The sequence below is a fragment of the Neisseria sp. HMSC15G01 genome, assembly GCF_001808255.1.
In the GTDB taxonomy this organism is placed as follows: domain Bacteria; phylum Pseudomonadota; class Gammaproteobacteria; order Burkholderiales; family Neisseriaceae; genus Neisseria; species Neisseria subflava_A.
Genome location: NZ_KV792670.1, coordinates 30,841 through 44,384, shown reverse-complemented (window position 1 = coordinate 44,384; position 13,544 = coordinate 30,841). Strand labels below are relative to the sequence as shown.

Below are 13,544 nucleotides of genomic sequence, written 5' to 3'. Positions count from 1 at the left end.
CATTTTTCATTGTATAAAGCGTAATAAAAAGGCCGTCTGAAACCTTATTTTCAGACGGCCTTTGAGTTTATGAACCAGCTATTTATGCTTCTTCTGATTTTGTATTGGGCAAAACGCAGTTCAGGATAATGGCCAATACGGCGCACAAACCTACACCGGCGAAGCTCAAAGTACCTACTTTGATAATCATGCCGCCGATACCGGTTGTCAATACGGAGCTGACGATAACCAGATTTTTCGGCTGCATCAAATCGACTTTTGCATCAATCAATGTTTTGATGCCCAAAGAGGCGATTGTACCGAACAGCAGCAACATAATGCCGCCCATAACCGGCATAGGAATCGAAGCCAAAAACGCGTTGAATTTACCGAAAAACGCCATGAAAATCGCAAAAATTGCTGCCCAAGTCATGATGACGGGGTTGCTGTTTTTGGTAATCATCACCGCTCCGGTTACTTCACCGTAAGTGGTCACAGGAGGGCCGCCAATCAAACCGGCCACGCACACGCCCAAGCCGTCGCCGGCGAGGGTTTTGTCCAAGCCCGGGTCTTTGGTGTAGTTTTTGCCGGTCACATTACCGATGGCCATAATGCCGCCGATGTGTTCGATAGCCGGGGCAATGGCAACGGGCAACATAAACAAGGCAGCCTGCCAATTGACTTGAGGCGTTTCAAAATGAGGGACGGCAAACCAAGGAGCGTTGATGATGGCGCTGGTATCGACCAAGCCCATGATCAAAGCCAACACATAGCCTGAAGCCACGCCGATCAGAATCGGAATCAGCTTCATCATCTTGCTGCCGAAGACAGAAACAATGACGGTTACCGCAAAGGTAAAGCCGGAGAGAATCAGCGAGTCGATATAGTCGATGACCTGTTTTCCATCCGCCTGACCCATAGCCATGCTGCTGGCTGCAGCGGCTACGGACAAACCGATTACCATAATCACCGGACCGATAACCACGGGCGGCAACAGTTTGTGTACCGCATCCAGACCACGCCATCTAATTAGCGCGGCAAAGACAAAGTACATGAAACCTGCCGCAAACAGGCCGAACATGGTAGAAGGCAGGCCCCATTCGCCGATGGAATAGATAATCGGTGCAATAAAGGCAAAAGAAGAGCCGAGGAAAATCGGCACTTTACGTTTGGTAACCAATTGGAACAACAAGGTGCCCAAGCCTGCACCCAATAATGCCAAAGCCGGGTTCAGTCCCGTCAAAAGCGGCACAAGCACCATGGCACCGAATGCGACAAACAAAATCTGTGCACCGGCTACCGCCGTTTTAAGCTGGTTCATAAAAGCTCCGAAGAAAATTCAAACGGCGCAGATTATACTGATTTATCCTAGTCATGAACATTTATTTACAAAAGGCCGTCTGAACAAATGTAACGATGACACCTGTTCAGACGGCCTTGTTTGATAGTGAATGGTTAATAACTTATCAAAATCGATTAGGAAAATTCCTAACCGCGTGTTTCGCGCCAAACCAAATAATCGCGCAGGGGCGGCATGGGCGGATTGATGCAGTGGGGGCAGATGCCGGTTGTGTCTTCGTCGTCGCTGTCGATGTGGTAGGCATTGGGGTCAAAGCGCACCTGCTGCATCACGGCTTGCGCCAATGCTTGTTCCTGTACGACATCAAATTCAAATTTTTCCAAAATCTCATTCAATAGGCGGATTTCGCCGTCGCTGAAAGATTCGCTGTGTTTAACAATGAGGCGTTGATAATCTTCATTGCTGATTTTTTCGTGAAGTAAATCGGTCTGGATAGTCATGATTTTTATTGTTGAAATAAGATGGTCAAGGTGTGGATTATAGCGGATATCGTGGTGGCTGTTTCAAAGCTTGTCTATACCATCAATAGCCTCCTATTTTTTCAGCCTGATACGCTTTTTGCAGCGGCCTAATTTGCGCCAAGCGTGCATGATCGATTTGTTCGGCAATTAAATGGGCTTTTCCTTGTGTGCGGCACTCGGCGGCAATTTTGCCTGCATCTACTTGGTTGGCGGCCTCAAGTAAGGCCAGCCAGTGTTCACGTTGCGGATAGGGGGCGTCTTCAAGGTTCAGACGGCCTTGTTTGTCAGCCACGCAGACGTTTAAGGCCGTCTGAAAACGTTCGGGGCGGCGGAACGCGTCGGTTTTTTTCAAAATCTTCAAAATGGTTTTGCTTTTGAACTGCCCGACTTGATGGAGCATGATGTGCCAACGGCAGATGAGTTCGGCAAGCTCGGCACAGTGTTTGGGCGCGCGCAGGCGTTGATTGACTTCGCGGACGGGTTCGACTCCATTGACGTCGTGTCCGTAGTGTTTCGGCAGTATATCGGCCGGTGTTTTTGCCTTGCCCAAGTCGTGCAATAAGGCGGCATAGCGTTCGGCGAGGGATAGGTTCATCTCGGCGGCTCGTTGTACAACCATCAGCGTATGAATACCGCTGTCGATTTCGGGATGATAGTCGGCGCGTTGCGGTACGCCGAAAAGGGCATCGACTTCGGGCAGTAAAACTTTGAGTGCGCCGCATTCGCGCAAAACTTCAATCATTCGGCGCGGATTTTTTTCCATCAAGCCTTTGGCCAATTCCTGCCAGACGCGTTCGGCAACCAAGGCATCCGCTTCGCCGTTTTCTACCATTTGCCGCATCAGCGACATGGTTTCATCGGCAATTTGAAAACCATAACGCGCGGCAAAACGGGCGATACGCAAAATCCGCACGGGGTCTTCGGCAAAGGCAGGCGAAACGTGGCGCAGGATGCCGGCCGCCAAGTCTTGTTGTCCGCCAAAGGGATCGATGATTGTGCCGTCTGAATCTTGCGCCATGGCATTGATGGTCAGGTCGCGGCGCATCAGGTCTTGTTCCAGCGTAACGTCTTTATCGGCATGAAAGCTGAATCCGGCATAACCTTTGGCGGTTTTGCGCTCGGTACGGGCGAGGGCGTATTCTTCGTGGCTGTCTGGATGGAGAAAGACGGGAAAATCCTTGCCGACAGGTTGATAGCCTTGAGCCAGCATGGTTTGCGCATCTGCACCGACGACTACCCAGTCGCGGTCCTTGACGGGCAGGCCTAACAGATGGTCGCGGACAGCGCCGCCGACAAGATAGGTTTTGATGGTTTGTGTATTCATATAAAAATCGAACGATATAAAAAGGCCGTCTGAAAAGCCGTATTGGGTTTTCAGACGGCCTGATTCAGAACGCTATTATGACGCTTTAGGCTTGTTGCTGTCGATAAGATTCAGTCCGGCGGCAACAAACCATATCGTTATGCGGCATATCCTTTATAATAAGTCCATTCAAATACGGAGCGGTAAACAATGCAGACTTGGCACGAGGCAATTGGTGCGGAAAAAGAAAAGGCGTATTTTCAAATGATTTTGGAGAAGGTACGCCATGAAAGGCAGGCGGGGATAACCGTTTATCCGCCTGAACGTGACGTATTCAATGCCTTTCGGACGACTGAATTCGGAAATGTAAAAGTAGTGATTTTGGGGCAAGACCCGTATCACGGCGCGGGGCAGGCGCATGGTTTGGCGTTTTCCGTGCAATCTGAAATTGCGGTGCCGCCATCGCTGGTCAGTATTTATAAAGAGTTGGCGACGGATATTGAGGATTTTCAGATTCCGCAACACGGCTATTTGCAGCATTGGGCGGAACAGGGCGTGTTGCTGTTGAACACGGTGTTGACTGTCCGTGCTGGTTCGGCTCATTCTCATGCGACTTTTGGTTGGGAGGCGTTTACCGATGAAGTTATCCGACAATTGGATAAGGAACGCGAGCATTTGGTCTTTATGCTGTGGGGCAGCCATGCGCAGAAGAAAGGCGCGTTTATCGACCGCAGCCGTCATTTGGTGCTGACCGCGCCGCACCCTTCGCCTTTATCGGCGTATCGTGGCTTTTTCGGCTGCAAACATTTTTCGCAGGCAAACGCTTATTTGCAGGCGCATGGTTTAGAGCCGATTGATTGGCAGGTTTGAATAAGATGAAAGGCCGTCTGAAAGCAGATTTTCAGACGACCTTATGATTTAGTCTCAAATCGAATATTCAATCAGTTCGTTTTGAGAAAAGACATAAACCTGTTTCGGAATCAGGTTCAATTCTTTGCCTTCGGCGATTTGGTAACGCGCGGCATCGCTGCCTGCCAGCGTGATATGTACGTCCTGTTTGTCGTGTTTCACCAAAATATGCGTCAATGCGCCGACGGCGTGGATTTTTTCGATTTTGGCACGAATCATCGGTGTTTCGTTTTCGGCTGCAAGCTGCCATTCGTGTGGGCGGATATAGCCGATAGCGGTTTGTTCCTGCCATTTGTAGTGCGCGTCCAATTTCCACGCGAAGCCGTTGTAGTGCCAGATGCCTTTTTCGATGCGTCCTTCAAAAGCGTCGGTTTCGCCTAAGAACTCGGTAACGAAGGCGTTTTCAGGTTTACGGTAAATGGCTTCGGCGCTGCCGGTTTGTTCGATTTTGCCGTGGTTCATGACGACAATTTCGTCAGAAACTTCGAGGGCTTCTTCTTGGTCGTGTGTTACTAAAATGCTGGTTACGCCTAGGTTGTGATGGATGTCGCGCAACCAAGTGCGTAATTCTTTGCGCACTTTGGCATCCAGTGCGCCGAAGGGTTCGTCCAAAAGCAGGAGTTTCGGTTCGACCGCAAGCGCACGGGCAAGGGCGATACGTTGGCGTTGGCCGCCGGAGAGCTGGTGCGGATAGGATTTGGCGAGGTGGGAGAGCTGCACGAGTTTGAGCAGTTCTTCGACTTTGGCGCGGATTTGTTCTTTGGATGGGCGTTCGGATTTGGGCAATACGGTCAAACCGAAGGCGACGTTGTCAAACACGTTCATGTGGCGGAAGAGGGCGTAGTGTTGGAACACGAAACCGACTTTGCGCTCGCGCACATGCTTGGCGGTGACGTCTTGCCCGTCAAAGAGAATTTGGCCACCGTCGGCGTTTTCCAGCCCGGCAATAATGCGCAAGAGCGTGGTTTTGCCGCAGCCGGAAGGGCCGAGCAGGGAAACGAGTTTGCCGGTGGGGACGTTGAGGTTGATGTTTTTCAGCGCGTGGAACGCTCCGAAGTGTTTGTTTAAGTTTTGAATAGTGATGCTCATGCTGCGTTCCTTTCGGCGGCGGCGAGTTTTTTATCTTGTAATTTGGTAATGATGTTTTGCACCAGCAAGGTAGCCAAGGCTAAAAGTGCCAATACGCTGGAGAGGGCGAATGCGCCGGTGAAGTTGTATTCGTTGTAGAAGATTTCAACCAAAAGCGGGATGGTGTTGGTTTCGCCGCGTATGTGTCCCGATACCACGCTGACCGCGCCGAACTCGCCCATTGCGCGGGCGTTGGTGAGGATGATGCCGTAGAGCAGCGCCCATTTGATGTTGGGCAGGGTAACGCGCCAAAACATCTGCCAGCCGCTTGCGCCGAGAATCAGCGCGGCCTGTTCTTCGCTGTCGCCCTGCGCCTGCATCAAAGGAATGATTTCGCGCGCAACAAAGGGGAAGGTAACGAACAGCGTCGCCAAAATAATGCCGGGGATGGCGAAGATAATCTGTATGCCTTGCGCTTCCAGCCAGCCGCCCAATGCCGTGTGCGCGCCGAACAATAAGACGAACATCAAACCGGCCACCACGGGCGATACGGAAAACGGCAAATCGAGCAGGGTAGTCAGCAACTGCTTGCCGCGGAAGTCGAAACGGGTCAGCAGCCACGCCATCGCCACGCCCAAGACGGCATTGACGGGGACGACAATCAGCGCGGTAATCAGCGTCAATTTGATGGCAGACCATGCCTCGGGATCGGTCAAGGATTGCAGGTATAAATCCCAACCGCCTTTTAAGGCCTCATAGAATACGGCAACCAAAGGCACGACCAGCATCAGCAGCAGAAAGCCCAAGGCGGTAGCAGTCAGCAATACGCGCAGCCAACGCGGTTCGCTCAAGTTTGGATTAGTGGAATGGGTTTTCATGTTAGTGAAGTCTCTATTTATTCTTGTATCCTTTTAGGCCGTCTGAAAAATGTTTGCTTGATGTTTCAGACGGCCTGTTGTTTGTTAAACCCTCGCTCCGGCGCGGCGGCTTAAAGTCCATTGCATAATGTTTAAAATCAGCAGGATGACAAATGAAATCATCAGCATAAACAGAGCAACGGCAGACGCGCCCTGAGCATCGTATTGCTCCAGTTTTCCGGTAATAATCAATGGCAGGATTTCAGACACCATCGGAATATTGCCTGCGATGAAAATGACCGAGCCGTATTCGCCGGTAGAGCGGGCAAACATCATGCCTGCACTGGTCAACAAGGCCGGTGTGATTTCAGGCAAAAGGACACGGCGGAACGTAGTCCAACGGCTTGCGCCCAAAGTTGCCGCAGCTTCTTCATACTCGCCTGACAATTCTTCCAATACCGGCTGCACGGCGCGGACGATAAAGGGCAGACTGACGACAATCAGCGCAATCCAAATACCGATGGGCGTAAAGGCGATTTTGATGCCCAAAGGCTCGAAAAAACGGCCTATCCAGCCATTGGGCGCATACAAGGTTGCCAATGCAATGCCTGTTACTGCTGTCGGTAGCGCAAACGGCAAATCGACCAAAGCGTTTACCAACCCTTTGCCTGGAAATTCGTAGCGCACCAATACCCAGGCGACCAACGTGCCGAACACGATATTGGTCAACATCGCATAAAACGACATCCGCAAGCTCAGCCAGACGGCCGCCAAGACATTGGGTTCGGTAATCGTGTTCCAAAATCCGCTCCAGCCGATTTCTGCCGCTTTGGCCGCCATCATCGCAAACGGCAAAACCACCAAAAGCGACAGGCATAAAACCGTCAAGCCCAGGCTGAGTTTGAAACCCGGCAATACAGAAGGCGTTTTGAGTAACAACATAATGGCAACCGTCAGAATTTAATACACGCTTACTTTAACAAGGCAGTCTGAAAACTGGAAAGAATGCTTTGTTTGGTATAAAGACGATTTTGTTATATTGAAGACATGAAAAGGCCGTCTGAAAACCAAATTTCAGACGGCCTTGCTGGTGTGGTAAGGATCAATAGGCAACAGGATCTTGAGATGCAGGCTGGTGTTGCGCCGCGTCATAGTTTTCCTGAGCCGAGCGGACGGCTTTTTCCAAACCCTTGATCCGTTCGAGATAGCGGGCATAGTTGCGTTCATTGCCATAACGTATTTTTTTGCCTTCTTCCAAATTTTTCTTGGCGGTATCTAAAGCACGCTTGGCCGCGCCGACGTCAGCCGGATTGACCGGGGCGACAGCTTCTTCCGCTTGCTCGGTTTTACTTGGGAAAGTCGGCGTTGCCGGTGTTGAAACAGGCGCAGAAGTATATACGGACGGTTTGCCGATATTGCTGGCTTTGCAGTTTTTGCCGCCGGCTTGGGTATAGACTTTGCGGCCGGCAGAATCGGTACATTCAAAAATAGGCGCGGCGGAAACCGCAGTTGTCAAAGTGAGCAGTAATGTGCTGATCCAGATTTTGTTCATTTTTTATTTTTCCTTAAAACCATTTCCACCAAACAAGCAAAGCCGCAATCATGATGATGTTGGCGAAGAGGATGGGCTTCCACTGTCTGGGCGCACGTCGTAATTCAGCGCCCGAGCGCGTGCGGCGGATATAGAAAAACGGGCTGAGCAGCATGGAAGCGGCACATACCAAAATAATCACGGCGTAATAGATTTTGTGCGTTTCCATATCGTTTCTCCGTTTCAGACGGCCTGAAAGGCTGCCTACAACGCATTTTTGCGTGAAGCGTTGCCTGTTTTCATCTTGCATCGAAATTGGGCGCATTTGCCATGGCCTCAATCCTGAGGTCTTTGCAAAAATATGCTACAATCGCGTCCGATTATAACATTCTATTTATAAAGGTTTTACGAATAATGATTTCTACCAACGGCATCACCATGCAGTTCGGCGCAAAGCCGCTGTTTGAAAACGTATCCGTCAAATTCGGCGAAGGCAACCGTTACGGCTTGATCGGCGCCAACGGCTCAGGCAAATCCACCTTCATGAAAATCCTCGGCGGCGATTTGGAACAGACTGCCGGCGAAGTAGCGATTGAAAACGGCGTGCGTTTGGGTAAATTACGCCAAGACCAGTTTGCCTACGAAGATATGCGCGTGCTGGACGTGGTGATGATGGGTCATACAGAAATGTGGGCGGCGATGACCGAGCGTGATGCAATTTACGCCAACCCCGAAGCCACCGAAGACGACTATATGAAAGCCGCCGAATTGGAAGCCAAGTTCGCCGAATACGACGGCTACACCGCCGAAGCACGCGCTGCCGAATTGTTGAGCGGCGTGGGCATTTCCGAAGATTTGCACAATGCGACCATGGCAGAAGTTGCCCCGGGCTTCAAACTGCGCGTATTGCTGGCGCAAGCCCTGTTCTCTAAGCCAGATGTATTGCTCTTGGACGAACCGACCAATAACTTGGACATTAATACCATCCGCTGGCTGGAAGGCGTGTTGAACCAATACGACTCCACCATGATTATTATTTCGCACGACCGTCACTTTTTGAACGAAGTCTGCACCCACATGGCGGATTTGGACTACAACACCATCACCATCTATCCGGGCAACTACGACGACTATATGCTCGCTTCCGCCCAATCGCGTGAGCGTGCCCTGAAAGACAACGCCAAAGCCAAAGAGAAACTGCAAGAGCTGCAAGAGTTCGTCGCACGCTTCTCTGCCAACAAATCCAAAGCCCGTCAGGCAACCAGCCGTCTGAAACAGGCAGACAAAATCAAATCTGAGATGGTCGAAGTCAAACCTTCTACCCGTCAAAACCCATATATCCGTTTTGAAGCCGACGAAAAAGCCAAGTTGCACCGTCAGGCTGTGGAAGTTGAAAAACTGGCCAAACGTTTTGAAACCCAGTTGTTTAAAAACCTGAACTTCATCCTTGAAGCAGGCCAACGCCTTGCCATCATCGGCCCGAACGGCGCAGGTAAATCTACCTTGCTGAAACTCTTGGCCGGCGCATACAACCCCGAATATTCAGACGGCCTGTTGCCGGACGAAGGCACCATCAAATGGGCGGAAAAAGCCAGTGTCGGCTACTATCCGCAAGACCATGAAAACGACTTCGACGTCGATATGGACCTGAGCGAATGGATGCGCCAATGGGGTCAGGAAGGCGATGACGAACAAGTCATCCGCGGCACTTTAGGCCGCTTGCTCTTCGGCAGCAACGATGTCGTGAAAAAAGTGAAGGTTCTCTCCGGTGGCGAAAAAGGCCGTATGCTTTACGGCAAACTGTTGCTGTTGAAACCCAATGTCTTGGTCATGGATGAACCGACCAACCACATGGACATGGAAAGCATCGAATCCTTGAACATGGCGCTGGAAAAATACAACGGTACGCTGATTTTCGTCTCGCACGACCGTCAGTTTGTATCTTCATTGGCTACCCAAATCATCGAATTGGATGGCAAAGGCGGATATGAACACTACTTGGGCGATTACGAAAGCTATCTGGAGAAAAAAGGCTTAGTTTAAGCCCATGCTGATAACCTATTAAGGTATTGAAATGCCGTCTGGAAATCTTTATGTTTTCAGACGGCATTTTTTTGAAGCGTTTCATATTATCAATCACTGAAACTGCTAAGATTAAAATGGATAAATTTCTTGTTAGGAATTTTTATTAAAGCCATAAAACAGATATACAAAAGGCCGTTTGAAATATTTCAGACGGCCTTTATTTATGTTTTGATAGAAAGATGATTAACTGAATAAACCTTTAAACCACAACACAATCGCGTCCCACATACGGCGCAACCAGCTGCCTTCTTCCACGCCGGTCAGTGCGACGACGTCTTTTTCGGCAATGATTTTGCCGTCTTTCATGACTTTCAGCTTGCCCAATACTTGGCCTTTTTCAATCGGGGCGAGGACGGGCTGAAGCGTTTCTAAGATTGGTTTGACGTTTTTGCCGGTATCGTGGGGAATGGTAATGTAAACATCGTCCAAGAAACCGATATCTACGGCTTTGGTGCTGCCTTTGTAAACTTTGACTTGGGAAATCACTTCTCCGCCGTTGTACAGTTTAGGCGTATCAAATGCCTGTAATGACCAGTTGAGCAATTTGCTGCTTTCGCTGGCGCGCGCTTCGGTAGATTCGGCACCGGCAAGAATGGAAACAATACGGCGGTTGTTGCGTTTGCTGGAAGCGGCGAGATGGTAGCCTGCGCCTTCAGAATAGCCGGTTTTCAAACCGTCGATACTGCTGTCGCGATAGAGCAGAAGATTGCGGTTGGGCTGCTCGATATTATTGTATTTGAAAGATTTGTTTGCAAACAAAGGATAGTATTTAGGATAGTCGTTGATCAGTGCGGCTGCCAAAATGGCCAAGTCGCCAACGGTTGAAACATGGCCGTTAGAAGAAATGCCAGTCGGGTTGTTGAAGTGGGTGTGCTTCATGCCCAAGCGTTTGGCTTCTTCATTCATTTGTTTGACGAATTCGTCGATAGAGCCGTTGCCAAGGGCTTCGGCAAGGGTAATGGCGGCATCGTTGGCCGATTGGATGGTTGTACCCTTAATCAAATCGCTGACGCTGACAGGAACTTTGGGGTCGAGGAACATGCGCGAACCTTCGACTTTCCAGCCGACGTTTGAAACTGTCAGCATTTGATCTGCTTGAAGCGTACCGTTTTCCAGTGCTTTAAAGGCAAGGTAGGCTGTCATCATTTGCGTCAACGCGGCAGGCTCGATAGGGGTATCGGCATTGTTGGATGCCAAGGTTTGCTTGCTGTGCAGATCGGTAACAATATAGGCGGTCGCCGCAATTTCCGGCGGCGTTGTCGGGCTGTTGATGCTGTGCAGCAGCGGCTGCGTTTGAGCCTCGCTTTGTACGGCAGGTGCGGATGCAACCGGGTCGGCAGCGAGGGCAGGAGTATTCAGGAGGGCAGCAAAAATTAAGCTAAGTAGCGTTTTTTTCATCATTATTTATGGATTTGAATATGAGTGGACACTGTTTCTTTCAAAGTAAACAGTTTGGCATATTAAATAGATATTAAGCGGACATTATACCGTCTCATTTAGGCTTTGCTAAGATTTTTCTTGCCTTCAGACGGCCTCAGGGGTATGGTTTTAACTTTTTCCTCCGGTCGATTTGACCGAATTGCAATTTATTTCCGAACACTAAAATACCATGAACCATTCCCTTCCTCTTTCTGATTATCTAACCCGTATTTTGACCGCTTCCGTTTATGATGTGGCCGTAGAAACGCCCTTGGATTTGGCGCGCAGTCTGTCAGGCCGTCTGAACAATCAGGTTTTGCTCAAACGTGAAGATTTGCAGCCGGTGTTTTCGTTCAAAATTCGCGGCGCGTACAACAAAATGGCGAAGCTGCCTAAAGAAGCCTTGGATTGTGGCGTGATTGCAGCAAGCGCGGGCAACCATGCACAGGGTGTGGCTTTGTCGGCTCAATATTTGGGTTGCCGCGCCGTCATCGTGATGCCGGAAACTACGCCGAAAATCAAAATTGACGCAGTCAAGAGCCGAGGCGGCGAAGTGGTATTGAAAGGCGTGTCTTACAACGATGCCTATGATTATGCGATGGAGCTGGCAGAAAAGGAAAAACTGACTTATATCGCGCCATTTGATGATCCTGATGTGATTGCCGGTCAGGGAACTGTTGGCATGGAAATCCTCCGTCAACACCGCAATATCAATGCGATTTTTGTGCCGATTGGCGGTGGCGGTTTGGCAGCAGGCGTTGCGGCATTTATTAAACAGGTTTGCCCTGAAATTAAAGTCATTGGCGTGCAAACCGATGATTCTTGCTGTATGAAGCAATCGGTAGAGGCAGGGGAAATCGTACATTTGAAAGATGTCGGCCTGTTTTCAGACGGCACGGCGGTTAAAGTGGTGGGCGAGGAAACTTTCCGCCTGTGTAAAGAGCTGTTGGACGAAATTATTACGGTCAATACGGATATGTTGTGCGGCGCGATTAAAGATATTTTTGACGATACGCGCAGCATTACCGAGCCTGCGGGCGCATTGGCCCTTGCCGGCTTGAAGGCTTACGTTGCGAAAAACAATATCCAAGGTCAAAATTTGGTTGCCGTCACCAGCGGTGCCAACATGAACTTCCACCGTCTGCGCCATGTTTCAGAACGCAGTGAGCTGGGCGAGGGCAACGAAGGTATTTTCGCCGTTACCATTCCTGAAGAAAAAGGCAGCTTCCTTAAATTTATCAATGTCTTGGGCACTCGGAACATTACCGAGTTCAACTATCGCTACGGCAATGACAACAATGCTCATATTTTTGTCGGCTTGCAAACTGCCGGTGCGCAAGACTTGGCTGTCATCAGTGAACAACTGACTGAAGCAGGCCTGCCCAATGTCGATCTGACCAATGACGAAATCGCCAAAATCCATATCCGTTACATGGTCGGCGGACGTACGGAAAAAGTATCCGGCGAACGCTTGGTCAGCTTTGAATTTCCGGAGCGCCCCGGCGCATTGTCCCGTTTCTTGAACCATATGCGTGCCGAATGGAATATTACTTTGTTCCATTATCGCAATCATGGTGCGGACTACGGCCGTATTTTAGTCGGTATCGATGTACCTGAAAGCGACAATGAGGCTTTTGCCGACTTCTTGGATAGCTTGGGTTATGTCTATAAAGAAGAAACCGACAATCCGGCTTATAAACTTTTCTTGGCTTAATCAGTAAGATAAAAGGCCGTCTGAAATTTTTCAGACGGCCTTGTGTTTTATGTTTGGCTTTATTTCTTACGGAACACCAAGTCCCAAACGCCATGACCCAATCGTTTGCCTCGGGCTTCAAATTTGGTTTCAGGACGATAATCAGGCGTAGGGGCGTAATCGGCAGCCGTGTTTTGCAAAGAGTCGAAACTGCTCAAAACCTCCAGCATTTGCACGGCGTATTCTTCCCAGTCGGTCGCCATATGGACATAGCCGCCACTTTTGAGTTTGGGCAACAGCTTTTCAACAAATGGCACTTGTACCAAGCGGCGTTTGTTATGGCGCTTTTTGTGCCAAGGGTCAGGGAAGAAAATATGAATGCCGTCTAAAGAACCGTCTTCCAGCATCTTTTCTACTACTTCCACTGCATCATGACGCATCACGCGGATATTGGAAATGTGTTCTTCCTCAATCAGCTTCAAGATATTACCGACGCCCGGGCCGTGAACATCAATCGCTAAAAAGTCGGTATCGGGCAGACGTTTGGCAATTTCCACTGTCGCGACGCCCATACCGAAACCGATTTCCAAAACTTTAGGATTATCCCGTCCAAAAGCATGGTTCAAATCCAAAGGAGCTTCTTGGAAGTCCACACCAAATTGCGGCCACATTGTATCGATGGCGCGCTGTTGGGCTGCGGTCATATGGCCTTGGCGCAAGACGAAACTGCGGATGCTGCGTTTGTGTTCTTCTGGAACGGTATTTTCGGGCGTATTTTCTGGAATGTTTTCAGACATGTTGTTTTAAATCAGTGAGAAATCAAATAAAAAGGCCGTCTGAAAGAATCAGACAACCCTGCATATAAATCGGCGTGATTAT

At 49.7% G+C, this 13,544-nt stretch carries 13 protein-coding genes; 3 read left to right on the top strand and 10 right to left on the bottom strand.

Features of this window, described 5'->3' with window-relative positions; genetic code table 11:
• Positions 1 to 82 precede the first annotated feature (82 nt).
• From HMPREF3139_RS03995 to HMPREF3139_RS03985, 3 genes are all read right to left on the bottom strand, one after another.
• Positions 83 to 1,300 carry a uracil-xanthine permease family protein gene (locus HMPREF3139_RS03995; protein WP_003679234.1) on the bottom strand — a complete coding sequence of 406 codons (1,218 nt, stop codon included), beginning with the start codon at positions 1,298 to 1,300 and terminating at the stop codon, positions 83 to 85.
• 167 nt (positions 1,301 to 1,467) lie between these two features.
• Entirely contained in the window at positions 1,468 to 1,779 is a 312-nt protein-coding gene (locus HMPREF3139_RS03990; protein WP_036490806.1) for a hypothetical protein, read from the bottom strand.
• Between the two features lie 82 nt (positions 1,780 to 1,861).
• Positions 1,862 to 3,124, bottom strand: a complete 1,263-nt coding sequence (locus HMPREF3139_RS03985) for a multifunctional CCA addition/repair protein (RefSeq protein ID WP_070460699.1) — start codon at positions 3,122 to 3,124, stop codon at positions 1,862 to 1,864.
• Positions 3,125 to 3,313: 189 nt separating this feature from the next.
• On the opposite strand from HMPREF3139_RS03985, the gene ung reads away from it, so the two are divergent.
• Positions 3,314 to 3,973, top strand: coding sequence for a uracil-DNA glycosylase (gene ung, locus HMPREF3139_RS03980; protein ID WP_070460698.1), 660 nt, complete (start codon positions 3,314 to 3,316; stop codon positions 3,971 to 3,973).
• Between the two features lie 54 nt (positions 3,974 to 4,027).
• Here the strand turns inward: ung and HMPREF3139_RS03975 are convergent, their stop codons facing one another.
• The 5 genes from HMPREF3139_RS03975 to HMPREF3139_RS03955 all read right to left on the bottom strand — a co-directional run bounded on the left by HMPREF3139_RS03975 (position 4,028) and on the right by HMPREF3139_RS03955 (position 7,697).
• Positions 4,028 to 5,101 (bottom strand): sulfate/molybdate ABC transporter ATP-binding protein, encoded by a 1,074-nt coding sequence (locus HMPREF3139_RS03975; RefSeq protein ID WP_063075725.1) that lies wholly within the window; start codon positions 5,099 to 5,101, stop codon positions 4,028 to 4,030.
• On the bottom strand, positions 5,098 to 5,958 hold the full coding sequence (cysW, locus tag HMPREF3139_RS03970; protein WP_070460696.1) for a sulfate ABC transporter permease subunit CysW: 861 nt from the start codon (positions 5,956 to 5,958) through the stop codon (positions 5,098 to 5,100). Before cysW ends, HMPREF3139_RS03975 begins: the two co-directional genes overlap by 4 nt.
• 84 nt (positions 5,959 to 6,042) lie before the next feature.
• Positions 6,043 to 6,879, bottom strand: a complete 837-nt coding sequence (gene cysT, locus HMPREF3139_RS03965; RefSeq protein WP_070460694.1) for a sulfate ABC transporter permease subunit CysT — start codon at positions 6,877 to 6,879, stop codon at positions 6,043 to 6,045.
• 160 nt (positions 6,880 to 7,039) lie between these two features.
• The gene (locus HMPREF3139_RS03960; protein WP_070460693.1) at positions 7,040 to 7,489 is read right to left on the bottom strand and encodes a DUF4124 domain-containing protein; all 450 of its coding nucleotides are present in this window, start codon (positions 7,487 to 7,489) and stop codon (positions 7,040 to 7,042) included.
• A gap of 13 nt (positions 7,490 to 7,502) precedes the next feature.
• Positions 7,503 to 7,697 carry a hypothetical protein gene (locus HMPREF3139_RS03955; protein ID WP_049336152.1) on the bottom strand — a complete coding sequence of 65 codons (195 nt, stop codon included), beginning with the start codon at positions 7,695 to 7,697 and terminating at the stop codon, positions 7,503 to 7,505.
• Positions 7,698 to 7,882: 185 nt separating this feature from the next.
• On the opposite strand from HMPREF3139_RS03955, the gene HMPREF3139_RS03950 reads away from it, so the two are divergent.
• Complete coding sequence (locus HMPREF3139_RS03950) at positions 7,883 to 9,511, top strand: ABC-F family ATPase (RefSeq protein ID WP_003683571.1); 1,629 nt, start codon at positions 7,883 to 7,885, stop codon at positions 9,509 to 9,511.
• Positions 9,512 to 9,736: 225 nt separating this feature from the next.
• On the opposite strand, the gene HMPREF3139_RS03945 is transcribed toward HMPREF3139_RS03950, so the two are convergent.
• The gene (locus HMPREF3139_RS03945) at positions 9,737 to 10,954 is read right to left on the bottom strand and encodes a D-alanyl-D-alanine carboxypeptidase family protein (protein WP_070460691.1); all 1,218 of its coding nucleotides are present in this window, start codon (positions 10,952 to 10,954) and stop codon (positions 9,737 to 9,739) included.
• A 208-nt stretch (positions 10,955 to 11,162) separates the two neighbouring features.
• Between HMPREF3139_RS03945 and ilvA the strand changes: the two genes are divergently transcribed.
• Positions 11,163 to 12,686, top strand: a complete 1,524-nt coding sequence (ilvA, locus tag HMPREF3139_RS03940) for a threonine ammonia-lyase, biosynthetic (protein ID WP_070460689.1) — start codon at positions 11,163 to 11,165, stop codon at positions 12,684 to 12,686.
• A gap of 59 nt (positions 12,687 to 12,745) precedes the next feature.
• Here ilvA and trmB read toward each other — a convergent pair whose 3' ends face one another.
• The gene (trmB, locus tag HMPREF3139_RS03935) at positions 12,746 to 13,462 is read right to left on the bottom strand and encodes a tRNA (guanosine(46)-N7)-methyltransferase TrmB (protein ID WP_070460687.1); all 717 of its coding nucleotides are present in this window, start codon (positions 13,460 to 13,462) and stop codon (positions 12,746 to 12,748) included.
• Positions 13,463 to 13,544 lie beyond the last annotated feature (82 nt).

What these genes read in the sequence shown, in the direction of transcription:
- HMPREF3139_RS03985 (WP_070460699.1), bottom strand. Translation starts at nt 3,124, where the DNA reads ATGAATACACAAACCATCAAAACCTATCTTGTCGGCGGCGCTGTCCGC.
- cysT (WP_070460694.1), bottom strand. Translation starts at nt 6,879, where the DNA reads ATGTTGTTACTCAAAACGCCTTCTGTATTGCCGGGTTTCAAACTCAGC.
- HMPREF3139_RS03945 (WP_070460691.1), bottom strand. Translation starts at nt 10,954, where the DNA reads ATGATGAAAAAAACGCTACTTAGCTTAATTTTTGCTGCCCTCCTGAAT.
- HMPREF3139_RS03975 (WP_063075725.1), bottom strand. Translation starts at nt 5,101, where the DNA reads ATGAGCATCACTATTCAAAACTTAAACAAACACTTCGGAGCGTTCCAC.
- ung (WP_070460698.1), top strand. Translation starts at nt 3,314, where the DNA reads ATGCAGACTTGGCACGAGGCAATTGGTGCGGAAAAAGAAAAGGCGTAT.
- HMPREF3139_RS03955 (WP_049336152.1), bottom strand. Translation starts at nt 7,697, where the DNA reads ATGGAAACGCACAAAATCTATTACGCCGTGATTATTTTGGTATGTGCC.
- HMPREF3139_RS03960 (WP_070460693.1), bottom strand. Translation starts at nt 7,489, where the DNA reads ATGAACAAAATCTGGATCAGCACATTACTGCTCACTTTGACAACTGCG.
- HMPREF3139_RS03950 (WP_003683571.1), top strand. Translation starts at nt 7,883, where the DNA reads ATGATTTCTACCAACGGCATCACCATGCAGTTCGGCGCAAAGCCGCTG.
- HMPREF3139_RS03990 (WP_036490806.1), bottom strand. Translation starts at nt 1,779, where the DNA reads ATGACTATCCAGACCGATTTACTTCACGAAAAAATCAGCAATGAAGAT.
- ilvA (WP_070460689.1), top strand. Translation starts at nt 11,163, where the DNA reads ATGAACCATTCCCTTCCTCTTTCTGATTATCTAACCCGTATTTTGACC.
- cysW (WP_070460696.1), bottom strand. Translation starts at nt 5,958, where the DNA reads ATGAAAACCCATTCCACTAATCCAAACTTGAGCGAACCGCGTTGGCTG.
- trmB (WP_070460687.1), bottom strand. Translation starts at nt 13,462, where the DNA reads ATGTCTGAAAACATTCCAGAAAATACGCCCGAAAATACCGTTCCAGAA.
- HMPREF3139_RS03995 (WP_003679234.1), bottom strand. Translation starts at nt 1,300, where the DNA reads ATGAACCAGCTTAAAACGGCGGTAGCCGGTGCACAGATTTTGTTTGTC.